Origin of the sequence: Candidatus Rickettsia barbarica (genome assembly GCF_041477405.1) — a bacterium.
Classification (GTDB): Bacteria; Pseudomonadota; Alphaproteobacteria; order Rickettsiales; family Rickettsiaceae; genus Rickettsia; species Rickettsia rickettsii.
This window is the reverse complement of the sequence record NZ_JBEWYL010000001.1, coordinates 292,501-318,412: the sequence shown is the minus strand read 5'-3', so window position 1 is coordinate 318,412 and position 25,912 is coordinate 292,501. Positions and strand designations below refer to the sequence as shown.

Below are 25,912 nucleotides of genomic sequence, written 5' to 3'. Positions count from 1 at the left end.
AATTAACATCAGTATTATAGCAAATTTCTTGTACAAAGGCAAAGAGAAAGTTAATTTATGTAATGTATTTTGATAAATAAAAGATAGATAAACGAATATAGTTAACGTAATTTTAAGGATGATAAGCCTATAAGAGCAAATATAACTGAAATAATCCAAAATCTTATTACGACTTTTGATTCTGCCCAGCCGTGTTTTTCAAAATGATGATGGAGCGGTGCCATTTTAAATATTCTTTTTCCTTTAGTAGCTTTGAAGTAATATACCTGTAAAATTACGGATGCCGTTTCAATAACAAACAAGCCGCCGACTATAGCTAAAACTATTTCATGCTTAGTAATAACGCTAATAATACCAAGCACACCGCCAAGACTTAGACTACCGGTATCGCCCATAAAAACTTCTGCCGGTTGTGCATTAAACCATAAAAATCCAAGGCAGCTACCGACTAATCCCGCACATAACACCGTTAACTCTCCGGTATTCGGTATATAGGTTAGCTGTAAGTAGTTCGAGTAAATTAGATTTCCTACTAAATAACTTATTAAAGCAAAAGAACCGGCAGTAAAGGCAATAGAAACGGTAGCAAGACCATCAAGCCCATCCGTTAGATTCACGGCATTAGAAGAGCCGACTATAACAAATATAGCAAAAACTATATAACAATAACCAAGATCCAAACTTAAATTTTTAAAAAACGGTACGTTAAGTAAATGACTTGGACTTTTATCTAGATATTCTAGTAAAACACATATAATGAAGCTAATAATTCCTTGAAGTAAAAGCTTACTTTTTCCTCTTACTCCGTAATGATTATCTTTAGTTACCTTAGCATAATCATCCATAAATCCTATAATACCGAAACTAATAAAACCAAATAACGTAATCCAAATATATTTATTCGTTAAATCAGCAAGTAATAAAGTAGAAAGACAACTAGACAAAATAATCATAATGCCCCCCATTGTCGGAGTACCTACTTTTGTTTGATGCGATTCAGGTCCGTCTGAGCGTATAGGCTGACCGTTTTTTTGAAGAGATCGCAGAAATTCTATTAATATCGGACCCGTGATAAAGCTAAGGCTTAGAGTTATAATAATAGCAAGACCGCTACGAAAAGTAATATAGTGAAATAAATTAGCTATATGTGAATTATGTATATGAGGGAGTAAAAGATTGTATAACATTTGTAGATTTAAATTTAAAAGTATATTTTGATGTTATTCATTGTGCATAGATACTAAATCGTCATTACGCGCAGTCGTAGACTGCGCGGCAGCAATCTCGTCAAACATCCTGAGATTGCTTAGTCAATTACTATGTAATTTCCGCGCAATGACGGGCAACCAAACCACACAATATTAAGAATATCCTAGTGTATTTATTTATAATAATCAACAATCTTATCAAGTTTTACGTCTCTTGACCCTTTTATTAGAATCAGCTCATTACCTTCAAATAAATCCGTAATATGCGTAATTAATTCATCAACATTTTTAAAGTATTTTTTAGCTATTTTAGAAGGTAGTAAATCATTAATATATTTAGTATTTACTCCTACTAAATAGACCTTAGAACAAGCGGCATCTAATATGTACTGCACTAGTGTCTCATGTAATCGTTTAGAATTTTCCCCTAGCTCTAGCATATCGCCTATTATAGCAGTTTTATTCTCGGCAGGTACTTGTTTTAAATATTCTAATGCAGCTTTCATTGACTGCGGACTTGCGTTATAGTAATCACAAATTACACGACAATTTTGTATATTGATAATTTCCCCTCTTCCTTTAGTAGGAGAAATATTTGCTAAGTGATTTGCAGCTATCTCTATATCTTTACCTAATATATCGATAATTAAAAGTACACCGGTATAATTTTCGGTAAAATGCCGAGGAATAAACGGTATCATTACATCTAAGACTTTCTTATTTATCTTATACTTTAAGTAGACTTGCTCTCCTAGGTTCTCATATAAAATTAATTCTGCTGAAGTTTTAGCTGATCTACCGAAGCTATGTATATCGGTGATAGAAAGGTTTTTTAATATCGATAATATTTTGTTATAGCAATTAGTATCGGCATTAATAACGGCAATATCATTTTTGCTAAAATTTGCAAAAATCTCACATTTAGCTTCAGCTATCTCTTCAAGCGAGTTAAAAAATTCTAAATGAGCCTCTGAAATATTAGTAATCATGGCAATATTTGGCTTTAATATTTGAACCAGCTCTCTTATTTCACCTTTATGGTTCATGCCAAGCTCAAAAATAGCATATTCCGTATCATCAGCCATTGAAGCAAGATTAATAAGCATACCGAGTTTGTTATTGAAGTTACCTCGGCTAGCAAAAACTAGAAAATCATGTTGTAATAATACTTTCAGTGCTTCTTTTGTAGCAGTTTTACCGACGCTGCCTGTTATAGCTATAAATTTAGCTTTTGAATTCTCTCGTTTATATAAAGCCATTTTTTGTAGAGCTTCAAAACAATCATCGACTAAGATAATTTTATCTTTATCATTGATCTCTACTCGCTTACTAATAATTACGGCTGCTGCTCCTTTATCTATTGCATCTAGAACATAATCGTGACCATCTCTATTACCTTGAAGTGCTATAAATAAATTACCTTTTTTAACATCTTTGGAATTAAATTGCACTTCATTACAACTTATAGAATTAGAGATTGTTATACCGAGAACAGCACTTAAAGTTTTAGAGTTCCAGATCATATGTTTTTGTTATTTATGTGTTGTTGTATGGCGTGTTTATGTCATTCCCACGTAGGCGGGAAGCCAGTAAACATATAAAAAGCAAGCTTTTTATATGTTTATTTTATCAAATATATAACTTCTGTATTAATATTAAAGTTATTTTTCGGGATCCCCGCTTCCGCGGGGATGACATCAAGGTTTTTTTAAAACTGTCCGGTACTATGGGTCAAGCCACAGGATAACAAACTTTTACACACTTCCTCACAACCTCAGCATCATCAAAAGGTAATTTCTTATCGCCTATAATTTGGTAATTTTCATGACCTTTGCCGGCAACTAATAAGATATCATCTTGTTTTAAATTATTTATACCGTATTTAATAGCCTCCTCTCTATTTGCTATTTCTGTATAATCTGCTTTCTCTATACCGCTTATGATTTCAGCTCTAATAAGCTTTGGGTCTTCATGGCGTGGATTATCATCTGTAATTATGATGGTATCAGCACGTTTTGCAGCTATTTGCCCCATAAGACTTCTCTTTGCCTTATCACGATTACCGCCGCAGCCAAAAACTACGCTTAGCTTACTATCACGTAATTTAATATTTTTCAGTTCCGTTAAAGCTTTTTCAAGAGCGTCCGGAGTGTGGGCATAATCAACGAAGATATTAGTGTTATCTATTCTCTCCATTCTGCCTTTTACTGCTTTAACTTCCACTAAAGAATCTATAACATCATCAAAAGCAAAACCAATATAATGAATGCTAAGAACAGCAATTAATAAATTACTAGCCTGAAAGCTACCAATTATCGGGGTATTAAAATTATATTCTCTATTATTAAATGTAAAATTAATATTTTGTCCTTTTAAAGAACCGTTAAGTCTAGTTATTTCTAAATCACCTTTTGTCCCAACGGTTATAAATTTAATATTATGATTATGTAGATAATCTTTAACAAACTCTATTTCTTCTATATCAGAATTTAATATTGCGATACCGTTCGGTAATAAATGATTTATAAATAATTTCAGTTTGGCTAATAAATAATTTTCTTTTGTATGGTGGTAATCTAGATGATCCTGACTAAAGCTAGTAAAACATGCGATATTTACTTTTATTTCCCTAAGTCTTGTTTGATCAAGACCATGACTAGAAGCTTCAAAAACTAAATATTCTATACCATTTTCAGCTAAATTATGAGCAATTTTTCTAAAGCTTAAATAGTCTAAAGTTGTTAATTCCGGTACATCATTTATAAGATTAACGCAGCCACATATTTCTACCCCTATCGTACCTATAGATGCTGCTTTTTTCCCAAGTAACGAATATGTTTGAGCTATATAGGATACTACCGAGCTTTTACCGTTAGTACCAGTTACGGCTATTAGATCCTTTGGTTTTTTAGGATAGAATATTTCTATGGCTTCATATAAAGCTGCCTGCACATCTTTTACATAAATTACTTTATCTATAACAATATTTTTTTTATTGTCCGTAATTACTAATACTGCACCTTTGCTTAAAGCATCCTTAATAAAATCATTTCCATCAGTATTCCTTCCTTTAATCGCAAAAAAGATATCTTTATCTTTAACGGTTTTAGAATTAATCGACAAACCTTTTACGTTATGTTGTTGAAATAATTGCTTTAGGTTATGGGACATATTTATTATGTTAAAAACGTGTTACCGTCATTGCGAGGAAATTGCATAGCAATTGACGAAGCAATCTCAAGAGTTTGTTATTATTTCATGAGATTGCCACGCAGCCTACGGCTGCTTGCAATGACAGAGCAGGAATGACATCGAGTCTACACCTCCGATAAATTCCAAAGTAGTTGATTTGCCTCAACAATTATATTTTTATCTACTAATTTCTTGATATATACTAATTTATTATCTGGTTTGATTTTTGCCTGATTAGAGTAAGTACTAACGAATTTTATAATTTTATCAATCATATCGGCATTTTTATAAAATTTAATCACAAATCCGTTATCTCCTGAATCTAGATTTTCAATATTTAACTTAAAGCATAATAGTTTTATTTTTACAATATCAAGTAAATTATTAAATTCAATCGTTAGTAAACCGAATCTATCAATCATCTCATCTTTAAATGTCTCTACTTCTATCTCATTACTTAAATTACCTATTCTTCTATATAGTCCAAGTTTAAGAGCTGCATCGGCTACATAATTATCTGGAATAAAGACGGATAATCCCAAATTAATAGTCGGGATAAAGGGTTGTTCTGAAACAATCGGTGCATCTTTAAAAATAGCTATTTGTTCTTCCAGCATTTCTTGATATAGTTCTGTACCTACTTCTTTAATTTGTCCTGATTGTTCTTCACCTATCAAATTACCGAAACCTCGTAAATCCATATCACGGCTTGCAATAGTAAAACCTGAGCCCAAAGCACAACTATTTTGTATTATCTCTAAGCGTCTTAAGGAGTGCGATGTCATCTTTTTATGACTTGCTACCGTTAGATAGGCATAACCCCGCATTTTACCTCGACCTATACGACCACGCAATTGATATAGCTGACTAAGACCCAGCATATCAGCATTATGTATGATCATGGTATTTGCCTCGACTATATCAATTCCTGATTCTATAATAGTAGTTGAGACTAGTATATCGAATTTGCCGGCATAAAACTCGCTCATAACCTCATCAATTTTACTCGGAGTCATTTTTCCGTAAGCTATTTTATAACTTAATTCCGGCACGATTTGTTTTAATTGTTTTGCGATATCCTCTATATCTTTAATTCTTGGAACTACATAAAAACTTCTTCCGCCTCTAAAATGTTCGCGTAATAATGCATCTCTGATAATAACGGGATCACACGGCATAACCGAGGTATGAACTTCCAGCCTGTTTAGAGGCGGTGTTGCAATAATGCTAAGTTCTTTTAAACCGGTCATTGACATTTGCAACGTTCGAGGAATCGGTGTGGCCGACATTGCAAGTACATGGGAAGAGGATTCTAGCGATTTAAGAAATTCTTTTTGACCGATACCGAAATGTTGTTCTTCATCGATTATTAACAATTTCAAATTAAAGAATTTTATATTTTTATGTAATAAAGAATGAGTGCCTATTATTATATTTATTTTACCGCTTTCAAGCTCCGATCTTATAATTTTTGCTTCTTTAGAACTAATAACGCTAGATAATTGCTTGATATTTAAACCAAAACCTTTGAACCTTGCTATGAACCTTGAAAAATGTTGACTACATAAAATAGTTGTTTAGAGATTTTGCTACCATAAAAACGGCACGCATTGCTACCTCTGTTTTGCCAAACCCGACATCACCGCATATTAACCTATCCATTAACATAACGTTTCTTAGATCTTCTTTAATATCGTTTATAGCGATTAATTGGTCTTCCGTTTCGCTGAAAGGAAAATTAGCACAAAATTTATCATATTCTTCAAGATCAAATTCAACGGAAGCACTACTATTCAGTTTCCTTTTAGCTGCTATTTGTATTAAATGCAGTGCTATCTCTTTTATACGCTTTTTAAGCTTTGCCTTACTTCTTGGCCATGAAACGCTACCAACCTTATCAAGCTCCGCATTATCATTGCCGTATTTTTTTATTACCTCTATACTTTCAACTGGTATATATAATTTATCATTGCCGGCATATAAAATCTTTAAAAAATCATATGGTTTGCCTTTGATTTCTAAAGCTTCTAGCTTTAAAAACTGCCCTATTCCATGATCTTTGTAAACAACAAATTCGCCTTCAGCTAAATTATCAAGCTCCAGCAAGATATTTTTAAGTTTTTTGTTAGTGTTTATAGAGCTAGGTTTTTCTTCTAATAATTCGCTAGCGGTAATAAATAAATATTCTTTCGTATAAAAGCTTTGATTTAAAGGAATTATCGCGACATTTATTATTGAAGCCTTAGCCTCATCTAATTTATTTATCTCATTATATTTATATTCATAATTTTGAATTATGCTTTTGATTCGCTCAAAACTACTTAAAACGCTTGAGCCTATAATAATTTTCTTATGAGAATTTGCTTTAATAACCTCAAATAATTTATCGAAAACCGTTTTCTTTTCTATAAAACTTGTAGCAGCGATATTTTTAATTAAGCTAGCTTGCTCTGAGTTTTCAAAAGTAAGTAGTATATTATTTTTTTGTTCTAGTAATTCCGTTATTTCAGAAGCGGTAAAATATAAGCTAGTCGGTGAAAGGGTGGGATAGAAACTATTAAATTTAAGTTTATTTGCCTCTGACCTTGCCGAATAAAAATCGTTATAACTATGTTCAAATTCTAAAATGGCTTGTTTTGACAAATTATCGAATATGAAAATAGGATCGTTTAAATAATCTATTAAGTTAGAGCAAGGAATCGTAAAATAATGGGAGTACTTGTTCATATCCTGTGAATTTTCTTCCAGATATTACCGCCTCATATAAAGCATTATCAGTATGATTAACTCCAAAATTTCGTAAGTAATTATTCTTAAAATTACCTATAGTTTCACTATTTAAAACTATCTCATTTGCAGGACTAATAATAAGCTCCCTGCAGGATTTAGTCGAAATTTGCGTATCAATATCAAATTCTTTTATTGATTCAATATAACCCCAGCTAAAATGAATTCTATAAGCTTTAGGACCGGACAATATTATATCAATGATTTCGCCTCTAACCGCACATTCCCCGACATCGATGCTACTCGCATTTCTTGTAAAACTATTTTCTACTAGAAACATAGCAAGCTCATCCGTAGTAAATTTCATTTTAGGGGATAATTTCAAAAAATATTTAGAAAAAAATCTTTCGGCGGTAATTTGTTTAATAAGTTCGCTGTATGAGTGATGAGTAATTTGTTGCTATGACTATTATTTGTTGTTAGCTTGATTAATGTTTCTGCACGTCTAGATAAGATATTTGCATTTGGTGACGTATGGTCATAAGGGATGGTATTATAGCTTGGAAAGTAATAAATATTTTCATTAGAAGAAAAAAATAAAGCTTGCTTGTATAATTGCAACGCCTCCTCTTCATTACTCGCACTCAAGATGAAATCTTGCTTAAGATTCTTAGTAAAATTATCAATTGTAAAGAAAGATTTGGCAGCCGCCGGAAATTTTTGTTGTAACATTCTACAGGAGTTTATATTTTTGCTATTTTGTGTAATTTATCAATTATTTCGGCATCTAGATAAGAAGGAGCAGAAGATTTATTATTAATCCAATTATAAAGATCATTATCATTTTGATCAAGTATTAAAGAATAGCTTCCAAGTTTTGTTTCATCCATTAAGGATAGGTACTTTTCAGCAAAGCTACCGAGTATATAATCCATTTCTCTGCAACCGCGATTTTTACTACGGTAAACAAGTTTCTTTTGTAAAGAGTTTTTATTTAATTTATTCATCTATAACATCTTGCAAAATTTTTTTATACTAATATTATTAAAATAATCAGATACCAAGATCATTTTAAAATGCTTTAATAATTCAGAACTCTAATAAATCCATTCTACATGGGTAAAATTCTATTAACTTTTATTATCAATAACAGCAAAAAAGCATAAATATGTCGGTTCAAAATATCTGTTCTACAAAAGCTTATGATATGCTAATTTCAAATGATAATGCTTTTCTTGTAGATGTTAGAACTAGAGAAGAGTGGCAGCAAGTGGGGATACCTCATTTAGATAATAAAAATAAGGTGATCTTTCTAAGTTGGCAATTGAATAAAGATTTTGAAGATAATTTTTTATCTATCGTTAACGATAAAATTCATGCAATAATATTTTTTCTGTGCCGTTCAGGATATAGGTCATTTATCGCAGCAAATTTTATAACTAATATAGGTTATAAAAATTGTTATAATATTAGTAACGGCTTTGAAGGAAATAACCAAGATAAAGGCTGGAAACAAAATAACTTACCGTGGCAGTTTTAAGTGAGTACTAACCAAATAATTTTAACGGATCAAGGTAATAATTATGTAAATGTCTGGAGTCACGTGGCTCAAGATCTTTACAATCATTACGGTGAAACTCTATATAATAGCTGGTTTAGTAAAGTCAATTTTATAGAGTCTTCATTAAATACCGTTATTCTTTGTGCCCCTACTAACTTTGTTAGAGATTGGATAAAATCCAAATACTCTATGGTTATATTGCAACTATTTCAACATTATAATAATACCATTAAGTCAATTGAAATAATTACTCAAGAGTTACCTGAAACAACCCAAACAGTTACAGAATTACCTACTAAGACTTTTGCCGATATCGGCAGCAGTGAGCTTAATTCGGAAAATATCTTTTCAACCCTTGATGTACGTTTTACTTTCGATAATTTTGTGGTTGGAGCCCCAAATGAGCTAGCTTATGCAGCCGCAAGAGCGGTTGCAGAATCATCAGGTGCGGTTTCTGAGTCTAATCCGCTTTTTCTATATGGCGGCGTAGGGCTTGGTAAAACTCATTTAATGCATGCAATCGGTTGGTACATCAAGCAGCATAATCCAAGCCGCAAAGTGATATACATGTCGGCAGAAAAATTTATGTATCAATTTGTTAAAGCTCTGCGTAACAAAGAAGTAATCTCGTTTAAAGAGAAATTTCGTTCGGTTGACGTGTTAATGATTGATGATATTCAATTTATTTGCGGTAAAGATAGTACGCAGGAAGAATTTTTCCATACTTTTAATACATTGATTGATAATAACCGTCAAATGGTTATTTCTTGTGATAGATCGCCTTCAGATTTAGATAATATTGAAGATCGGATAAAATCTCGTCTTGGATGGGGCTTAGTTGCCGACGTTCATAGTACTACTTATGAGCTACGACTCGGTATTCTAGAATCTAAGATTGAGCAGATAAACGTTAAAATACCAACAAGCGTAATTGATTTTTTAGCATCTAAAATCGTTTCAAACGTTAGAGAACTTGAAGGAGCTTTAAATAAGGTGATCGCTCATTCTAATTTTACTTTAAAAGAAATTACACTCGAAAACACACAAAATATTTTGCGGGATTTACTGCGTTCTAATGAAAGAATAATTACCGTTGAAGATATTCAGAAAAAGGTAGCTAGCCGTTATAATATTAAGTTATCCGATATGTCTTCATCAAGGAGATTACGAGAAGTTGCAAGACCACGTCAAATAGCCATGTATCTTAGTAAAGCATTAACGCCGAAAAGTCTTGCAGATATCGGTAAAAAATTCGGTAAAAAAGACCACACAACGGTTATGCATGCTATTAAGAAAGTAGAAGAATTACTGGAAAACGATATAGAATTACGCGAAGAGATTCATTTGCTAATGAAAATATTGCAGAACTAAATGTCATACCGTAGTCAAGCTGACTTTGTTGCATGGTCCGAAAAACCGACTCGATGTCATTCCCGCGAAATCGGGAATCCCGGGTAAAGCAAAATAAATCGAGCTTTTAATTGTACAAACTTATTGTGTATAACCTTTAAATTACTGGATTCCCGCTTTCGTGGGCATGACATAAACAGCCATACAATAAAGCCAAAACGTCGCAGAAATGATATAGATATATATATCAAATGCTCTCAAAAAACGATTCAGTAAAAGAAATTTTTTTCAAGATTCTCCAGAAAATACCAAATTAACAGAATTATAAAGATAATTATGGTTACGGTGATGAGGGGGGAGCATATTTCTTACTTAAAAGTTTAAATGAATTAATAAAGAGGAATTACAAATTCACTATCTCGACTACGATTATCAAATCCACGCTAATCAAGAATATAGATATATTTTTAAGAATAGTAATATTACAAAATATTTTATTGCTCCTGAAAAGCGCTTATTTTATCAATTAAAATTTGTTGATGCAGACAGGGTATACTCAAATGATTTGGAGAATTGGAATGTAAAACGAGGAATGAGTACGCACAGCCCTTAATAGGTGAGCATACGAATCCTCCGAAGTTTTGCAGAAACAATTCTTCAAATCATTTGAGTATACAAGCTACAGGCAGTCATCTATGTGGTAAAGATCAATATTAATACTACCTATGTATTTTTAAATCCTGATTCATTTACTCTTAGCTACCAAATTCTAGGACCTCAAAAAGACCATAATATTAATACTGTTTTTAATCGTATATTAGTATTAGTATGTGCTCCAATTAGTTTAAAATATTCTTTCATACTATTGTCTATATCAGTTGTTTCCAAAGTTTGATTATTATCATCATCATTTGCATCATATATATCTTTTCTTTTAGACAAGGAAAGTTTTAATCTCTTTTGAAACGAGGTAGGAGAAATAGTTTGATTAAATTTGGGGGGTAATATCTTGTAATACATTCTTAGCATATTCAGGTGCATCAATATCATACCATTCTTTTATTTTAGCACATAAAATTTGTAGAATTTCAGGTAGGATTTTTTTTAATTTCTGTCTTGAGAGATGCTTGTTTTTGAGCTAAAAACCCTTCAATATTTTTTAAGCTTTCAGTAAATTCCAAGTAGGTTATTTCAATTAAATCCTTTAAATCTTGAGAAAAATCCTTTTTTTCAAGCAATTTAGTTTTTGTAAGCTTTAAATTACGTTCTCCTATATTGTTTACTTTAAGAATTAAAGCAGTTAAATTTGGGTCTAATGAATTTCAACTTTATAGGACAATGCTCTAATTTATGAACTTTTGCTAAAAAAGATTTTATATCATTGCTTTTTACATTATCCATATTTTTGTAAAATTACATTGAAGCTAAGATGTTCAATATTCGTGCTATATTTGCTAGTTTATAATTATTTAATTTTTTACTAAGCCATTCTATTAATAATATATTACCTTCTTTAATAAGTAATAGATTACCATTTTGTACATTTGTAGTGTCATAATCTATTGGACAGGAATTTGGTAACACATATTTATTGTTTGAGCAACGGCATGCTCAGCAGACATAGGAAAAAACTCCTTATATGATAAAAATATACTATTTTTATCAATAAGTTCTAAAAACATAGGAGCCGTAAATAAGGTTGCAGTATTTCTATGCGTTGCAAACATAAATAACAAATGTGTTAACTTTTCTGCAAAGTAATTTAGTTTTCGCGGTAATTCTTCTATATTTTGCGTCGATGCTTTAGCATGCACAACTTCAAATATACGTTTTATAATAGCATGTTTATATTCATGTTCTTGCTCAAATTTAGATAAAATTTCATCATATCTTTCTAAGCCAGGTACATCTGTTTGTACATTACCGATTTTATAATGTACTATATGATTCATTGTAAAAGTTTCTTCTTTAGTATTTGAGATCTTACATATAGTAGATAAATCACTATTTATTTCTTCTAAAATCCGGTGCTTTAGCTGATTTTATTATTCCTGCCAATCATTTCAGCAAAAGCTAAAAGTCCTTTAGAATTATGTATGGGTTATTACTTATACTTTTTTAAGTTGATATTACTGTTTTGCAATTCTTGTAATAATACTTTCTTTGCATGCTGAGCAGTAATACCGTCTGCTAAAGCAACTATCTTAGGAATAGAGTGATTTGGATTAAATACACAATGCAATAGCTTTTGATAATCCTTATCACTTATATTTTCTTTGTTATAATTTTTAAATAATTATGTTTATTAAAAGCAGTTTTGATAATATTAAAATTTTCTTCGTAATAATTATTATCTACAACTAATATTTCAGATTTAATTTTTTTATAAATATTTCTAATAGTAGAATATTTAAAAAATCTATCAGCTAAATTATGTAATACTGAACCTAGTTTAAGTTTAAAATCTTCAGAGTTATATATATAATTAATATCTAGTATATTTTTAAGTAAAAAATTAAGAGACTTAGGTAAAGTATAATTTCCTTTTAACTCTTCATCAGAGGAGCTATCAAAGTTTTTGTATTTTAGCATTATTATTTATAGTAGAATGAGTGTTAAATTATTTAGAAACAAATATATCTAGTGTCTCCGTAAGGGCACTAAAATCATCTCTATATAATAAATCATCTGTAGTACATAATTCTTTAATATCTAAAGTTTGTCCAGTATTTCCCTCAAAACAATACATAAATGCCAAAGCTTCCATAATTTTCTTATCTTTAACAAATTTAAATAATCGTTCTTTTCCATAAGTTATTGTATCTTCAACATCAGCTAAATCTTTCTCTACTAAGGGCATCATTGTATTTACTTCTTGAGCTATAGTTATAATATTAGCTATATACTAAAATATTCACTATTAATCAAGTTTTCTTTACTAATAGTTACAATTTATTTTATAAGTTAAATTTTGTTCAGTTTAGACTTTAGACAAATAAGTTTATTGACAAAAGTTAATTTTTATTGTACTTTGCCCTCTTAGTATTTTTTGTGAAAGGTAATTATGGTAGATATAAACAACAATAAGATTAGCTTAGCACTATTTGAAGGCGGTGGAGTAAAAGGAAATATCCATTTAGAAAAATTAAAAATAATGGAGCAAATAACCGGTAAGCCTACTTGTGAGATATTCGATTTTACTGGAGGGACCAGTGTTGGAGGACTTATTTCTATTTTGCTTAATTTACCGAATCCTAATAATCCCGGAAAACCTTTATTCAGTGCAGCGCAAGCTCAAGAACTGTTTGAAGAAATGGCACACGATATTTTTCCGGTAGGATTAACTTTTAGAAAATTGTGGAGTTTTAATGGCTTATTCAGCCATAAATTTTCTCCTGAACCATTAGTAAAATTATTGAAAGCATATTGTAAGGATTATACCCTCAAGGATTTAATCGGTGATGTTGTAGTTACAGGTTATGATCTAAATAATAAACAAACTCCTCTTATGACCTTCTCTACTATAGATGCTAGACAAAGTGAAGAGAATAATTATTACCTTTCAGATATAATACAAGGCATCACTGCAGCACCTGGATATTTCCCCAGCCACAATTTCCGTAATATAACCAATACTAAATCACATAAAATCATTGATGGTGGAATATATGCTAATGACCCAACCTTACAAACATGGCAATTATTAAAAGACAATAACTATCACATAGACAACGCTTTGTATTTATCATTAAAAGAAGAAAATAATGATGATTACCAAACTGTTTGTTGCGGCGGAGGGATGCTAGAACTAGTGAAAAATAATATGCCCGCTAAAATATTAGCAGCAACACAACAAGCTGATGAACAAACCGCTCAAAGCATTTTTGGTAATAAATTAATAGAAATAGCTACTTATATTCCAGAAAAACATGCTGAGATGAGTAATTCTAGTACTGAAAATCTGCAAGCACTAAAAGAATTTGCTAAAAAATCTATATATGGAAGCTCCACCTTTAGAAATATACCTTATAATGAAAAGTTTAAAGAAGCTATTGATAAAATCATAACTAATTATAATGCAAATAACCCTAACGACCAAATTGTTATGAATGATTTTTACAAAGAGTTATTCCATATTAATACTTCTAATAACGCAATTGATCACAGTTTTGAACAGGAAGAGGATATAGCAAACAACGAGGATGCAGTGAATACACCGATAGCTCAAGCTCTAGATTCTAAAGATATAGAACCTGGGAAAAAAGAATTATTAGCAGGTATCAAGGAGTTTTTTAATCCATTCATCGAAAAAAATCCAGAAGCAAAAGTAGATATAGAGAATTTTTTACACGAAATAAAAAATTTGACATTAGCAGAAATTGAAAACGGTATTGTTACTTTTAAAGAAGCTAGATTAAAATGGCAAGCAGAGCAGAATAACCTTGATGTATTTAGTAGCTGTAGTATGGAAGCCTTAAAAGAGGATATGACTCTTGAGGGTGAAGAGCATACAGATGATGTACAAGGTTATCTCTAACTTTCTTAATGTCATTCCCGCGTAGGTGGGAATCCAGTCAAAAAAGTATAAATATGCTAGACTTTTAAAACTAAACGCTCGATTTATCTAGCTTTACCTTGGATTCCTATTTTCGCAGGAATGAAATCAAACGCTTTCTTCGAGCCATACAACAACACCACAGCTGCTCACAATGATGACACCTGTGTTTAGTTAGGAATATTTGACTTTTTCTTCTTATATAAAATCTAAATACAGTAAAACGAAGCATAATAAAGCAAAATTGCTTATCGTTGCGCCGTGTATTTAGAAACCAAATAAGTTACAGCAGCAATAACTAAGTAGTATATTGCACCAAATATAAATCCTGCCGTACCTGTTACTTTAGCATAATCCTTCAGTGCATAACTAAGCGTCATAGGGATAAGTAGATTATGCCCAACCATATGAATCATCATCAGTGCAAATATCATAGCGATTGCAAGATTATGACTCGTTGAAATAACTTCTAATATAAAAGCTATTTACCGCAAATAATATACAACCGCACAAACTAACAATAAATCCTAAACCTATAACTTTTTTATCGTGTACAATGGCGTTTTTTTATTAAATACCCCCTCCTAAAAAGCCTCCAAAGATAGCGGCAAAAAGATAACAAAAACGCTAATTTACCGTAAAAAGATGGCGAAACTTTCATTTTATCAATCAAAATAAAAGGAGCTTCTATGAAAAAACCGTAATATATGCCGTTAAATGCACCGATGATAAAAGCATATAACCAAAGAATTTTATCTTTAATACTTACCTGCAAAACCTCAAAATATTTACTGCTGTGGGAAAAATCTATATAAGAATTTATTTCAGGTAAAACTTTATAATATAGTACCGGTAAGGCTAAAAAATACAAAAACATAATGCCAGCTTGAATATTCTATAATATAGTCCCCTATAGATGAACCTAGAGAAGGGATAAATAACAGCCACGGAGATAAGCTAGCATAGACATATGATAACTCTAAGCCTTGAGAGGAGTCTCCAGCCATACCTGCCCAATAACAGAACCTACACTTTTACACCGAAAGCTTGCACAACACAAGCTATCATCAGCATTTCTATATTAACTGCAAAAATGCTAATAATTGAAGATACAACATAAATAAAAAGCCCTAATAAAGCTATAGGTCTCCTGCCGTAAATATCCGATCATCTGCCGAGTGATAATACACCAAGCGCAAACCATAGAAAATATAATGTAGATGTAATTTGAGTGAGACCGCCGTCAATGCCGAAATATTTGGTTAAACTCGGTAATCCTGAAGTATAAATTGTTTCCGTAGTCGGTGATAAAATAAAAATAAGCATAGCAGCATCCATGCCGGAATCTTCGCAATAATTTTCATAAAGGATTTTTTTTATTTCGGTTCATCAAGTTTTATCGATTAATTCGCTCCAAACAAAATTTTTCCATTATCATTTTTAATCTTTCTATTCTCTCAATCAAGTAAAGTCACTGCTCTCTGCTAATTCTATAATTTTTATCATATCTTGCATCAACGTAAGCTTTTTCTAGTAATTCAAAACATTCTTTTTGTTCGGGAGACGATTGCAGAAATACTTTAAGTAGCTCAACATTATAAATTTGCACAATATCCACCTAGCTTTCTTATATCGTGTAACTTTGGTTTGTAACAGGCCAAAACTAATAAAATGTTACTGTAAACACTTTCAGTGGCTTGATGCAGCTCAAAAGCACTTTTACTAAAATCACCTCTTTCTAATGGGTATTTACAATCAATAAAAAAACTCTTACCTCTACCAAACCAGTATTCATAATCTTCTTTAGCTATTTCTTTTACTTCACTCCAAGGCAAATGTTTAGCTCGAGAAAGCTGCTCGCCACTATCATATAAAAGAATACCTTCATTCTTAATGTCGGTATAAAAATAACGCCCTTTTTCAAGCTTGTCATTTACCTCACTTATAGATTCACATATTATAGATATCCAAGGTTCTAGCGAAAAAACCTCGGCTTTTCTTAAGCCTGTTTGTTCTAACCTTTTTTCTATCTTAGATTCTACCCTTAAAGTAGCATGCTCCTTAAATTTACCTTTTTTTCTACTAAAAAGTCAAAATCACTTGTATAACTATAAGTAGTATGATCTTCCGTATACATATCTTTAACCCAATCACCTCTAACATACGAGCCATACAAGATAATCAGGACAATTTTATCCTTGGCAACAGCCAAAATTTGCTGCACTATATAATCAAGCCTATCTTGCACTTCAAGAGACCGTTTTGGTCAAATTGTTTTCATAGCTGATCGTTATTTAAACGTTAAATCTAAAATGTACTATATCCCCATCCTGCATTTTATATTCTTTACCCTCTAAACGCATTTTACCTACTTCCTTGGCTTTTGCTTCACTACCGAGATTTATGTAATCTTTATAGCCGATAACTTCTGCTCTGATAAAACCTTTTTCAAAATCGGTATGAATAATACCGGCAGCAGCCGGTGCAAGTGTGCCGTCTTTAAAAGTCCAGCTATGGGCTTCCTTTGGTCCTATAGTAAAAAAGCTTTTAAGGTTTAAAAGATTATACCCCTCTTTAATGACTTTATTAAGCCCTGTTTCGTCTAAACCTATAAATTTTAAAAACTCTTCCTTTTCTTCCATGCTTTCAAGTAAAGCAATTTCAGCTTCTATTTTTGAAGAAATTACGACACTTTTAGCATTTTCTTTCTTTGCTCTTGCCGCTACTAATTGTGTAAATTCATTACCTATAGCTGCATCTTTTTCAAGTACGTTACATATATATAAAACGGGCTTAGAGGTAATTAACTGCAATTGTTTTAAATTATCAACTCTTAAAGCTTCATTTAGCACTCTTGCAGGTTTATCCTCACCTAATACCTTATAAACCTCTTTTAACAGCTCTATCTGCTCTGCCATAGCTTTATCGCCTGACTTCAAGCATTTTTCACTTGTAGCTAAACGCTTTTCAACCGATTCTATATCGGCAAGTATTAATTCCGTTTCAATAATCTCGAGGTCATGCAGCGGATCGACTTTGTTATGTACGTGCGTTATATCCTCATCTTCAAAACAACGCAGTACATGCAGTATTGCATCGACTTCCCTGATATGAGATAAGAACTTATTACCTAGCCCTTCGCCTTTGCTTGCTCCTTTAACAAGCCCTGCAATATCGACAAACTCAATATAAGACGGAATAATTTTACCGCTTCCGGCTAAGCTTGCTAGTTTATGCAAACGCGCATCAGGCACTAAAACTTTGCGGCTATTAGACTCAATAGTACAAAACGGATAATTAGCGGCATCTGCAGCCTGACTTGCCGTTAAGGCATTAAATAACGTCGACTTACCGACATTCGGCAACCCAACAATTCCGAGTTTTAGTGTCATAAATTTTTCCGTAAATAATACATTATAGAATCTTTTTCGCAACCGTGCATAGCAAATTCAATTTTATACCCCAGTTTCTCATAAAACGATTTTGCTTGGCAGTCCATAGTAACAAGATGAATAAAATTACAGCCTCGGTCACGTGCTAAATCCTCAACCTTTTGCATTAGTACAGTACCATAATTTTAGTTTCTTATATTTTCATTAATAAAGAGTGAATCAATGTAAAATCCCCCCAAGAACTCATACCTCTAATTCCTACAACAAAATTTTTATCCTGATCTAAACAGGAAAATGAAAAAGATTCAATATCTCCTACTCACCCCTTTTGTTCTCTAGCATCTTTGTTCAAAGCCTCAATAATTATAGTGCTATGAGTTCTATCCATTGCATCAGCATAAACAATTTCAAAATTTTGTGTCATAAATCTTTGCTTCTTTGCTGTTTAGTTTTAATATCGTTTTCCCGTCATTGCGAGGAGATGCATAGCATCAACGTGGCAATCTCGTGAAGTAGTATAGAATTCCTGAGATTGCTTCGTCAAAACTTACAGTTTTTCCTCGCAATGACGAGTTGGTATCATCCACACAGCAACGTCGATCAAGTCGTAGGAATAACATTGAATATATCAAGCTATCTTATTCTTAAATTCTTCTAACTTATTCTCTAATATTAAACCAAAGTTACTAGTGATTCTATCTATAGCTTGCATTACTGTTTCATACTCCGGTTTAGAGAAATGATTAAGTACGTAATCTGCTACATCCTGATTATTTTGCGGTCTACCGACTCCAATCCTAATCCGGTTATAATTATTACCTATAACCCCATCAATCGACTTTAAACCATTATGCCCGCCATTACCGCCACCGGTTTTAAATTTTATTCTACCTGTTTCTAAATCAATATCATCATGAATAACAAAGATTTTTGCGGGGTAGATATTATAATATGTTTTCACCGATATCACTGACTTACCGGACAAGTTCATATAGGTGGTAGGCTTTATAAAAATTATCTTTTGTCCATCACTAATAGTTTCAGCAATTTCACAATTGAATTTTTTCTTTGTACTAAATGATGAATTATATTGGTTTGCTATTTTCTCTATAGCAATAAAGCCGACATTATGCCTCGTATATTGATACTCTTTTCCTGGATTACCAAGACCAATAACAAGAAGCATAATAATTTACCTAATAACTAGTAATGGAAAATTTTTGAAGAAGTATTGATTTGCAAGAAGTACAGAATAATGCCATTCTTAGCTCAGCATTATTGCGTGGATCGAAAAACCTACTCGATGTCATACCGTGGCTTGACCACGGTATCCAGAACAAAAATTAACAAAGACTGGATACCGCTACAAGCTCGCAGTATGACAATTAAAGATTACCGGATTTCCGCTTCTAGCTAGGCATGGCATAAAACGAGCCAAACAACAACGCCTACGAATCCTCGCAATAACGATTTAAGTATCTAAGCAAGTCCTTATCGTGAGAATTATCTTACTTCCCTGCTTCAGCGACTTGTTGTTCCCCTTCAGCTTCAGTTTTTGCTCCTCTACGTCCTATAATAGTTGCAAGGACAAATTCTTTTTTTGTAACAAAACTACATCCTTTCGGTAATTCTATTTTTGACGATTTTAGCGAAGTAGCCATAGGCATATTAGTAACATCTATAGTTACGTTTCTTGGGATATTATTAACATCACATAATAAAGTAACTCTTCTTGTTACTATATTAAAGTATCCACCTCTTTTAACGCCTAAAGCTCTTTCTTTCCCTTCATATACTACAGGTACTTCCATTTTTTGGGTTTTCTCTTCTAAAAAGACAAAATCAACATGGCGTACTATATCTGTAACAGGATGTAATTCTACAGCCTTCGGCAATACTTTATATTTTTTCTTATCAATTGTTAAATTAATTAACTGAGAGATAAAAGCCGGCTTTCTATAATATTTAGTTATTTCCTTTTCTTCCAAAGAAATACTAACAGGTGTTTTACCCGCTCCATAAATAATAGCCGGAACACGCCCTGCTCTTCTTAATGCTCTTGCTGCTCCCGTACCGAATTCCGTGCGGGACTCCGCTTCAAGTTCTAATATTTCACTCATTATTACTCCATATTAACTTATAATAAATCTTCATTATCATACTTAATTACAATTAAAAATTCAAGTAAATTAATTTTTGACTAGAATATAGGAGTAATATATTCCTTAGTTAAAATTCTTTAATTTATTGGATATTGAAAAGAACTTTAGTTCTAACCGAAATTATTTTGTAAGGAAATTATGAAACAGATACAACCTAAGCGTAGTGCAAATCCCTCAAACTGTGGAGAAGAAATTGCTGCCAAGGATATAATAAGGATTTTCTCCTTGAATCTATTATGTACTCTTCTGACTCTGACTATATTGGGCGTGACAGCGAGAGTGAAGATGACGATTCTTATGCATCAATACTTTTGTTAAAAATAAAGAACCGGAATGCAAAATTCACTTAGATTTAGTTTAGTATATTACATATGTGCTACCAAACAAATGTTAGAGAACAAGCAGAAAATGCGAAGGTTTCTAATGTAGACAATGAAAGGCAGGTAATTAAATATAGTACAACTCCAACAATTCTGTACCGAAAGTTCAATTGAATCTATGATAACATCAATATCAAAAAGCAACATAGATGCTGACAAAATTATCTTACCTTTCCCTTCTGTAGCACAACAAAGACAATTAGGGAAATTATATCGTTATAATTAAAAATTTTAAAGAGCTTTACCCTTCTAATTCTGACAATGATAACGTTGGAATAGTAATATTATTAGGTGATGAAAAGGGGTCATACGGCGACCTAAATCTATGGGATATTTAAAAATTTATGAGTTTGCAGAGATAATCTAGCACCGCTTTCTAATGCTAATTTTACTGCTAACTCATTATTTTCGCCATTAAGTCTTTGGTTGTTTTGATCCATAGGTTGAATAAAAACCGGTATATTATAAGAGGTTTGCCCTACTTCCGGTATGAGACTATATTCTAAAATATTTTTAGCAACGATAAATTTCACCGCACTAATTTTAGGCAATAAATCTTCTCTTATTTTACTATAACCGGTTTTACCTACCTTCGGCGAACAAATTATAGACACTTCTTTCGGCAAAGAACGATATAACGTACCGTTAGTCTCTATTTGAACTTTAACATCTCGGTCTAATAACTTCTGACATAATAACTCTATAGGTTGACGCATCGGCTCACCGCCGGTTATTACTACTAAATTAATCGATTTTTCATTTTTAGAATTTAATGCCAGGCTTTCTACTTTATTCAAAATCTTATCTATATCTACTAAATCAAAATCTTCAAACTCCGTATCACAAAAATTACAAGCAAGATTACATCCTCCAAGCCTAATAAAGATCGCAGGACAACCTACAAAAATGCCTTCCCCTTGTATAGTCTTAAAAATAGACTGTACCTCTAACTGAGTACCATCACCGTTTAATATGCTTCTTTTAGGATTTTGTCCAAACATTTTTAAATTATTATCGATTGATTAAAAACATTATAGTACATTTTTATAAAAAAATCTTGCAATAACTAATAAAAAAAACTATTATCTAGGTTTCATCGGTCATATGGCTTTGGTATGCCTAATGTTTTACCGTTTAAACCTAGAAATACCAATTATAAGGAACAATATGCCTAAATTAAAAACAAAGTCTGCCGTAAAAAAACGTTTTAAACTTACTGCTAGCGGCAAGGTTATTGCATCTCAAGCAGGTAAAAAACATTTTATGCGTCGTCGTACTAAAGCTCAAATTCGTAACCTTAGAGGAACTACAATACTTTGTCCTCAAGACGGATATAATATTAAAAAATATTTTTTACCGTACGGTATAAATTAATTAACTAGGAGCTAAAGCAATGACACGTGCAAAATCAGGAAAAATTTCTAAAAATCGACATAAAAAAATCCTTAAATTAGCCAAAGGCTATAGAGGTAGAGCAAATAGCTGTTTTAGAGTAGCTATTGAGAAAGTAGAAAAAGCCCTCCAATATGCTTATAGAGATCGTAGAAACCGTAAACGTGATTTTAGAGGCTTATGGATTCAAAGAATAAATGCAGCAGTAAGAGAACATGGGCTTGTTTACTCTCAATTTATGGGAGCTCTTAAAAAAACAGAAATCGATATAGATCGTAAAGTACTTGCAGAACTTGCCGTCAATAACAGTGACGGATTCGTAAGTATCGTAGAAAAAACAAAAGCACATATTTAAGTATTTAATGTCATCTCGTGGTCAAGCCACGGGATGACATATTTATAATAATTAATTTTTATTTTCGTTCGGTATAAATATTATGAAACGTACATTTCAACCTAGTAATTTAGTTAGAAAAAGAAGACATGGTTTTAGATCTAGAATGGCTACTCCAACCGGAAGAACAATCTTAAGAAAACGTCGTGCTAAAGGTAGACATAAATTATCTGCTTAAAATAATCTGATTTATCAAATTGTCTATTACCTCTTTAAAAAATCAAAAAGAATTTGAGCTTATAAATAAGCTTGGAAAGAAGCTCCATGAGAGATATTTTATTTTGGTAATCGCCACAAAACTTCCAAAAATCTTCCTTGAATCAAAATATAACACCTTTTTAGGAATCAAAGTTAGCAGAAAGCTAAATAAAAAAGCTGTAGTTCGTAACAAAATTAAAAGGCGTATACGACATCTAATTAGAATTATTGTTAGTGATTCTAGCTTTAAGGCTATAAAATTTGCAATGATTATTATTCCAAGAAAAGGATTTGAAGAGATAAACTTCTCACACTTGAATTATGAATTCAGTAAAGTAATTCTAAGAAATATTTAGATTTCAATAGACCTCTTCGGAAACTCGCTTATAGAGAGGAATTTGAAGGAGACACGGAACACAAAACCGCAGCATACAAAAGAGTACGTGAGGATTCAAGTACCGGGTCGACGTACAAATTACCTCTAGAAGTAGAGTTTCCGAAGAGGTCTATTGAAATGACTTGGCATTACTCGCGTGGCTTGGTTTTGCCGTCATTGCGAGGAAAAATTGAAAATTTTGACGAAGCAATCCAGTAAAAAATTCTGATTTACAGATTTTTTACTATTTTTTATAGATTGCCACGCTTCTTGCAGTTGCTACGTTGTGGCATGGCTCGTTTTATGTCATTCCCGCGAAAGCGGGCATGACATCGAGTAGGTTTTTCAAGCCATGCAAGCAAGCCTTCCACGGGAATAATATTGAATTTACTTATATTCCCTCTGTCCCCTCTCCTAATGTCGGTACTTCTTCTACTACAGTAAGTGTTGTATCTATAGTATTTTCTTCAGATGTAATAGTATTTATAGTAGAATTATAATATTTTTTTACTAATTCTATAACGTCTAAATTATGCGTCTCTTCTGCCGTATAAATATTAGAGCTACCTACCTCTATAGTACTATGCTCAAGTACAGCTTTTAGAATAGCTAAATCACCTTTCTCTATAGCCTTATCAAGATTATAGGTACTTACTTTAGTATTACCATAATTAAGTAAACAAATTAATAGTTCAGAATTCCCTTGCTCTATAGCATCCCCTATACTAGTATCAGTGTATAATCCTTTCTGATTTAACATAGTCTCTATCTTGCTTAGAGAAAATTTATTAAAATTATATGTTTCTAAGGTTAAAGCTCTACTAAATACCCTGATTAAGTCATCGTATGTTAATTCTTTCGGCTTTGTTTCTATATTTAAGTTAAATATTTCAGGATATGATTCATAATATTTCGCATGAATATTTTTATAAAATTTTACAAAAGCGTTATATTCTTTATGTAGAAAAGCCGGCAACTCCGCTATGCTTTTCATCTTTTTAATTTTATTAGCACTTAAAGAAAAACTATAAATTTGATTGTCTAATTTATAGCTTATACTAAAATCTGATGCTACTAATAGATGAAAATGATCTCTTACATATTCAATCAATAAAAAGTCATTTTGTGTTCTAGCATCGTAATTATTTTGAGCTAATTGTTATAATATTTGCATCACTGGCCTTATTATAAGTGTATAACACCATGTTGCCCTGTATCCAATCTAAATGATGTTGACTAAATGACAAGAAAATATATGAACAATATTACATTGATTTGCAATGGTATTATTTTGTATTTTATTAAGCAGTGTAATATCTAACACAGAAGTTGTACCTTAATCAGAAAATATACTCATTGATAAGTAAGAAGGCTCAGGCATAAAATATGATTTAATTTTTCCCCATAAACCTAAATTAGTAGGTTTATAGAAAAACTCTGATCCATGTACATTTATAAAATATTCACTACCTGTACCCGAAGGTAAGTCAGCTAAAGTTTTTATTTCCTTGATATCAGGATTTTCATTTTTCATACTTATATTCGGGCCTTTAAACAATATTTTTTGCATATTTATATCCTTATATAATTAACTTAATTACCCTATTCTATGGGAATTACCACATAATATGGCAATTTTTATAAAAGTCAAGATAGAGTGGGTATTTTATTCATAGCTGTTAAGTTTTTAATAAGAAAAAATCATATAAAGCTATATAGTATTTATAAAAATTTATAGTTGATAATTATATAGATAATAGCATTGAAAATAAGGCTATAAAGTAACCGGTAAAAAAGGGATAAGGTTTAAAACAATCTTATCCCTAGTTGCAAATAAAAATAGAGTTTAGAAAGAACTTGCAATATTATTTATTAAATCTCCGGATCAGTATTTCCCAATATTGTTGTATCTGAATTATTATCCGTATTTTCTTCCATAAAATTTAAATTGAGTGCAATAGTATTATTTAAAAGAATTTCAGAAGTGATTCCTTAATTACTGATTGACCATTATTTATATTTTCTATTATACCTAACTTCACTCTTTAAAGCAACTGAAAGCTTTTATTCTCGTAGCTGATTCCTATTATTAGACTTCTTGCATAACCTATCTTAGAAAGAGGGACTTGAAAGAAAGACGGAAGCACTTGCCACCGCAGCGTACACGCAAGTAACGTGAGGATGCAAGTACCGGATTGACATACAAATCGCCTTTAGAAGGAGGTTATGCAAGAAGTCTATTTTCTAAATAACAAATAATATACAATATAAAACCATCCAAAAAATCCATGAATAATAGCCCATAATATTGATTTATTCACATTAAATGATATTACTATTGCAAGTATTGTTCCAAGAGCAATACCACCACCATATCCTAAGTAATTCATATATTGAATCCTTAATATTTTTGAGAGGATATATCCTATTTCAAAAAAACCTTATAATTTATAGCTAACAAGAGCCGAGAAGCCACAGACAAGAAACAACAGCAGTTATGAAATGTTCGGCATTCGAGGGCTTACAAAGATATTGCTGCCAATTTTTTAAGTTCTATCTGAATATATACGTTCCTTACAAAAGCAGAACTTTATATATTAATTATTTTTTTGCAGTAAGATTCCAAATTTTCTCTGCTTTACTTCCAAGCTACCAAAAGCTTATTCCTAGAATTGTAAAAATACTGCTTTATGAGTTGTATTCAAAAAATCTTGTATATAAATTAATAAATAAAAAAGTAACCCCAAATCCTTTAGTTACCGAATTATCTTGTTTTGAACCGTGATAAATAGCTGCTCCAGACATTAAAGCAAATAATAAAATAAAGACCAATGAAATAATTCTATCGGCTTTACCGGCTTTAAGTAATAATCTTCAGGATCATAATTTCCAAATATTGATAATAACCACATTGCAATAAATGAGTATAATAAACCAACTACAAAAGTTACTTGAGTAAAATGATTGAATGTTTTATTTTCTTCTAGTGCAAGAGCAGAGAATGCTAATATTCCTCCAAATAATA

26 protein-coding genes and 5 pseudogenes (1 of these 31 cut by a window edge) are annotated in these 25,912 nt (G+C 31.7%); 8 read left to right on the top strand and 23 right to left on the bottom strand.

Annotated elements, in window-relative coordinates; translation table 11 throughout:
* Positions 1 to 101: 101 nt before the first annotated feature.
* From mraY to ABVF33_RS01845, 5 genes and pseudogenes are all read right to left on the bottom strand, one after another.
* Positions 102 to 1,187: a phospho-N-acetylmuramoyl-pentapeptide-transferase gene (mraY, locus tag ABVF33_RS01865; protein WP_499706030.1), complete on the bottom strand. Its 1,086-nt coding sequence runs from the start codon at positions 1,185 to 1,187 to the stop codon at positions 102 to 104.
* Positions 1,188 to 1,381: 194 nt separating this feature from the next.
* Entirely contained in the window at positions 1,382 to 2,731 is a 1,350-nt protein-coding gene (locus ABVF33_RS01860; protein ID WP_499706029.1) for a UDP-N-acetylmuramoyl-tripeptide--D-alanyl-D-alanine ligase, read from the bottom strand.
* A gap of 208 nt (positions 2,732 to 2,939) precedes the next feature.
* Positions 2,940 to 4,379, bottom strand: coding sequence for a UDP-N-acetylmuramoyl-L-alanyl-D-glutamate--2,6-diaminopimelate ligase (locus ABVF33_RS01855; RefSeq protein WP_499706028.1), 1,440 nt, complete (start codon positions 4,377 to 4,379; stop codon positions 2,940 to 2,942).
* Between the two features lie 146 nt (positions 4,380 to 4,525).
* Positions 4,526 to 7,859 (bottom strand): annotated as a pseudogene (mfd, locus tag ABVF33_RS01850) (transcription-repair coupling factor).
* Positions 7,860 to 7,870: 11 nt separating this feature from the next.
* Positions 7,871 to 8,134 carry a succinate dehydrogenase assembly factor 2 gene (locus ABVF33_RS01845; protein WP_499706027.1) on the bottom strand — a complete coding sequence of 88 codons (264 nt, stop codon included), beginning with the start codon at positions 8,132 to 8,134 and terminating at the stop codon, positions 7,871 to 7,873.
* Positions 8,135 to 8,295: 161 nt separating this feature from the next.
* On the opposite strand from ABVF33_RS01845, the gene ABVF33_RS01840 reads away from it, so the two are divergent.
* Complete coding sequence (locus ABVF33_RS01840) at positions 8,296 to 8,667, top strand: rhodanese-like domain-containing protein (protein ID WP_499706026.1); 372 nt, start codon at positions 8,296 to 8,298, stop codon at positions 8,665 to 8,667.
* The gene (gene dnaA / locus ABVF33_RS01835) at positions 8,668 to 10,059 is read left to right on the top strand and encodes a chromosomal replication initiator protein DnaA (protein WP_499706025.1); all 1,392 of its coding nucleotides are present in this window, start codon (positions 8,668 to 8,670) and stop codon (positions 10,057 to 10,059) included. It abuts the gene before it with no gap.
* A gap of 756 nt (positions 10,060 to 10,815) precedes the next feature.
* Here the strand turns inward: dnaA and ABVF33_RS01830 are convergent.
* From ABVF33_RS01830 to ABVF33_RS01810, 5 genes are all read right to left on the bottom strand, one after another.
* Positions 10,816 to 11,067 carry a hypothetical protein gene (locus ABVF33_RS01830; protein ID WP_499706024.1) on the bottom strand — a complete coding sequence of 84 codons (252 nt, stop codon included), beginning with the start codon at positions 11,065 to 11,067 and terminating at the stop codon, positions 10,816 to 10,818.
* 59 nt (positions 11,068 to 11,126) lie between these two features.
* The gene (locus ABVF33_RS01825) at positions 11,127 to 11,276 is read right to left on the bottom strand and encodes a hypothetical protein (RefSeq protein WP_016830861.1); all 150 of its coding nucleotides are present in this window, start codon (positions 11,274 to 11,276) and stop codon (positions 11,127 to 11,129) included.
* Between the two features lie 321 nt (positions 11,277 to 11,597).
* The gene (locus tag ABVF33_RS01820) at positions 11,598 to 11,990 is read right to left on the bottom strand and encodes a hypothetical protein (RefSeq protein ID WP_499706023.1); all 393 of its coding nucleotides are present in this window, start codon (positions 11,988 to 11,990) and stop codon (positions 11,598 to 11,600) included.
* Between the two features lie 313 nt (positions 11,991 to 12,303).
* Entirely contained in the window at positions 12,304 to 12,630 is a 327-nt protein-coding gene (locus ABVF33_RS01815; protein ID WP_499706022.1) for a hypothetical protein, read from the bottom strand.
* A 28-nt stretch (positions 12,631 to 12,658) separates the two neighbouring features.
* Entirely contained in the window at positions 12,659 to 12,901 is a 243-nt protein-coding gene (locus ABVF33_RS01810; RefSeq protein ID WP_499706021.1) for a hypothetical protein, read from the bottom strand.
* A gap of 201 nt (positions 12,902 to 13,102) precedes the next feature.
* Between ABVF33_RS01810 and ABVF33_RS01805 the strand changes: the two genes are divergently transcribed.
* The gene (locus tag ABVF33_RS01805; RefSeq protein WP_499706020.1) at positions 13,103 to 14,575 is read left to right on the top strand and encodes a patatin-like phospholipase family protein; all 1,473 of its coding nucleotides are present in this window, start codon (positions 13,103 to 13,105) and stop codon (positions 14,573 to 14,575) included.
* Positions 14,576 to 14,791: 216 nt separating this feature from the next.
* Here ABVF33_RS01805 and ABVF33_RS01800 read toward each other — a convergent pair.
* The 10 genes and pseudogenes from ABVF33_RS01800 to ABVF33_RS01755 form a co-directional block, all read right to left on the bottom strand.
* Positions 14,792 to 15,957 (bottom strand): annotated as a pseudogene (locus ABVF33_RS01800) (Bcr/CflA family efflux MFS transporter).
* A gap of 107 nt (positions 15,958 to 16,064) precedes the next feature.
* Positions 16,065 to 16,202: a HEPN domain-containing protein gene (locus tag ABVF33_RS01795; RefSeq protein ID WP_004997939.1), complete on the bottom strand. Its 138-nt coding sequence runs from the start codon at positions 16,200 to 16,202 to the stop codon at positions 16,065 to 16,067.
* The gene (locus tag ABVF33_RS01790; protein ID WP_499706019.1) at positions 16,189 to 16,428 is read right to left on the bottom strand and encodes a HEPN domain-containing protein; all 240 of its coding nucleotides are present in this window, start codon (positions 16,426 to 16,428) and stop codon (positions 16,189 to 16,191) included. Before ABVF33_RS01790 ends, ABVF33_RS01795 begins: the two co-directional genes overlap by 14 nt.
* A 209-nt stretch (positions 16,429 to 16,637) precedes the next feature.
* A complete protein-coding gene (locus tag ABVF33_RS01785; protein ID WP_499706129.1) occupies positions 16,638 to 16,805 on the bottom strand; it encodes a nucleotidyltransferase domain-containing protein in 168 nt (55 codons plus the stop codon).
* Between the two features lie 82 nt (positions 16,806 to 16,887).
* Complete coding sequence (gene ychF, locus ABVF33_RS01780) at positions 16,888 to 17,985, bottom strand: redox-regulated ATPase YchF (protein WP_499706018.1); 1,098 nt, start codon at positions 17,983 to 17,985, stop codon at positions 16,888 to 16,890.
* On the bottom strand, positions 17,982 to 18,152 hold the full coding sequence (locus tag ABVF33_RS01775) for a GNAT family N-acetyltransferase (protein WP_499706017.1): 171 nt from the start codon (positions 18,150 to 18,152) through the stop codon (positions 17,982 to 17,984). The genes ychF and ABVF33_RS01775 overlap by 4 nt, the downstream gene beginning before the upstream one ends.
* A gap of 26 nt (positions 18,153 to 18,178) precedes the next feature.
* A pseudogene (locus tag ABVF33_RS01770) lies at positions 18,179 to 18,409 on the bottom strand (acetyltransferase).
* Positions 18,410 to 18,613: 204 nt separating this feature from the next.
* Positions 18,614 to 19,171, bottom strand: a complete 558-nt coding sequence (gene pth, locus ABVF33_RS01765; protein ID WP_014410909.1) for an aminoacyl-tRNA hydrolase — start codon at positions 19,169 to 19,171, stop codon at positions 18,614 to 18,616.
* A 322-nt stretch (positions 19,172 to 19,493) separates the two neighbouring features.
* Positions 19,494 to 20,105 carry a 50S ribosomal protein L25/general stress protein Ctc gene (locus ABVF33_RS01760; RefSeq protein ID WP_499706016.1) on the bottom strand — a complete coding sequence of 204 codons (612 nt, stop codon included), beginning with the start codon at positions 20,103 to 20,105 and terminating at the stop codon, positions 19,494 to 19,496.
* Between the two features lie 745 nt (positions 20,106 to 20,850).
* Positions 20,851 to 21,528 (bottom strand): 7-carboxy-7-deazaguanine synthase QueE, encoded by a 678-nt coding sequence (locus tag ABVF33_RS01755; protein ID WP_004997925.1) that lies wholly within the window; start codon positions 21,526 to 21,528, stop codon positions 20,851 to 20,853.
* A gap of 166 nt (positions 21,529 to 21,694) precedes the next feature.
* Here ABVF33_RS01755 and rpmI point away from each other — a divergent pair, with 166 nt between their 5' ends.
* The 5 genes and pseudogenes from rpmI to ABVF33_RS01730 form a co-directional block, all read left to right on the top strand.
* Positions 21,695 to 21,901 (top strand): 50S ribosomal protein L35, encoded by a 207-nt coding sequence (rpmI, locus tag ABVF33_RS01750; protein ID WP_004997924.1) that lies wholly within the window; start codon positions 21,695 to 21,697, stop codon positions 21,899 to 21,901.
* Positions 21,902 to 21,920: 19 nt separating this feature from the next.
* Positions 21,921 to 22,274 carry a 50S ribosomal protein L20 gene (gene rplT / locus ABVF33_RS01745; RefSeq protein WP_499706015.1) on the top strand — a complete coding sequence of 118 codons (354 nt, stop codon included), beginning with the start codon at positions 21,921 to 21,923 and terminating at the stop codon, positions 22,272 to 22,274.
* Positions 22,275 to 22,356: 82 nt separating this feature from the next.
* Entirely contained in the window at positions 22,357 to 22,491 is a 135-nt protein-coding gene (gene rpmH / locus ABVF33_RS01740; RefSeq protein ID WP_499706014.1) for a 50S ribosomal protein L34, read from the top strand.
* A gap of 19 nt (positions 22,492 to 22,510) precedes the next feature.
* Complete coding sequence (rnpA, locus tag ABVF33_RS01735) at positions 22,511 to 22,867, top strand: ribonuclease P protein component (RefSeq protein WP_499706013.1); 357 nt, start codon at positions 22,511 to 22,513, stop codon at positions 22,865 to 22,867.
* Positions 22,868 to 22,872: 5 nt separating this feature from the next.
* A pseudogene (locus ABVF33_RS01730) lies at positions 22,873 to 23,019 on the top strand (palindromic element RPE1 domain-containing protein); the annotation flags it as partial.
* Positions 23,020 to 23,460: 441 nt separating this feature from the next.
* Here the strand turns inward: ABVF33_RS01730 and ABVF33_RS01725 are convergent.
* The 3 genes and pseudogenes from ABVF33_RS01725 to ABVF33_RS01715 all read right to left on the bottom strand — a co-directional run.
* Positions 23,461 to 24,457 (bottom strand): annotated as a pseudogene (locus tag ABVF33_RS01725) (hypothetical protein); the annotation flags it as partial.
* A gap of 667 nt (positions 24,458 to 25,124) precedes the next feature.
* The gene (locus tag ABVF33_RS01720) at positions 25,125 to 25,277 is read right to left on the bottom strand and encodes a hypothetical protein (protein WP_016728287.1); all 153 of its coding nucleotides are present in this window, start codon (positions 25,275 to 25,277) and stop codon (positions 25,125 to 25,127) included.
* Between the two features lie 414 nt (positions 25,278 to 25,691).
* A protein-coding gene (locus ABVF33_RS01715) for a hypothetical protein (RefSeq protein ID WP_499706012.1) crosses the window boundary here: on the bottom strand, positions 25,692 to 25,912 show its 3' portion. It continues 52 nt past the right edge of the window; the window shows 221 of its 273 coding nt (coding positions 53-273); the start codon falls outside the window, past its right edge; the stop codon is at positions 25,692 to 25,694.

Coding starts and splice junctions, on each gene's coding strand:
- mraY (WP_499706030.1), bottom strand. CDS start 1,187: ATGTTATACAATCTTTTACTCCCTCATATACATAATTCACATATAGCT.
- ABVF33_RS01860 (WP_499706029.1), bottom strand. CDS start 2,731: ATGATCTGGAACTCTAAAACTTTAAGTGCTGTTCTCGGTATAACAATC.
- ABVF33_RS01855 (WP_499706028.1), bottom strand. CDS start 4,379: ATGTCCCATAACCTAAAGCAATTATTTCAACAACATAACGTAAAAGGT.
- ABVF33_RS01845 (WP_499706027.1), bottom strand. CDS start 8,134: ATGAATAAATTAAATAAAAACTCTTTACAAAAGAAACTTGTTTACCGT.
- ABVF33_RS01840 (WP_499706026.1), top strand. CDS start 8,296: ATGTCGGTTCAAAATATCTGTTCTACAAAAGCTTATGATATGCTAATT.
- ABVF33_RS01830 (WP_499706024.1), bottom strand. CDS start 11,067: ATGCTAAGAATGTATTACAAGATATTACCCCCCAAATTTAATCAAACT.
- ABVF33_RS01820 (WP_499706023.1), bottom strand. CDS start 11,990: ATGAATCATATAGTACATTATAAAATCGGTAATGTACAAACAGATGTA.
- ABVF33_RS01815 (WP_499706022.1), bottom strand. CDS start 12,630: ATGCTAAAATACAAAAACTTTGATAGCTCCTCTGATGAAGAGTTAAAA.
- ABVF33_RS01810 (WP_499706021.1), bottom strand. CDS start 12,901: ATGATGCCCTTAGTAGAGAAAGATTTAGCTGATGTTGAAGATACAATA.
- ABVF33_RS01805 (WP_499706020.1), top strand. CDS start 13,103: ATGGTAGATATAAACAACAATAAGATTAGCTTAGCACTATTTGAAGGC.
- ychF (WP_499706018.1), bottom strand. CDS start 17,985: ATGACACTAAAACTCGGAATTGTTGGGTTGCCGAATGTCGGTAAGTCG.
- ABVF33_RS01775 (WP_499706017.1), bottom strand. CDS start 18,152: ATGCAAAAGGTTGAGGATTTAGCACGTGACCGAGGCTGTAATTTTATT.
- pth (WP_014410909.1), bottom strand. CDS start 19,171: ATGCTTCTTGTTATTGGTCTTGGTAATCCAGGAAAAGAGTATCAATAT.
- ABVF33_RS01760 (WP_499706016.1), bottom strand. CDS start 20,105: ATGAGTGAAATATTAGAACTTGAAGCGGAGTCCCGCACGGAATTCGGT.
- ABVF33_RS01755 (WP_004997925.1), bottom strand. CDS start 21,528: ATGTTTGGACAAAATCCTAAAAGAAGCATATTAAACGGTGATGGTACT.
- rpmI (WP_004997924.1), top strand. CDS start 21,695: ATGCCTAAATTAAAAACAAAGTCTGCCGTAAAAAAACGTTTTAAACTT.
- rplT (WP_499706015.1), top strand. CDS start 21,921: ATGACACGTGCAAAATCAGGAAAAATTTCTAAAAATCGACATAAAAAA.
- rpmH (WP_499706014.1), top strand. CDS start 22,357: ATGAAACGTACATTTCAACCTAGTAATTTAGTTAGAAAAAGAAGACAT.
- ABVF33_RS01720 (WP_016728287.1), bottom strand. CDS start 25,277: ATGAATTACTTAGGATATGGTGGTGGTATTGCTCTTGGAACAATACTT.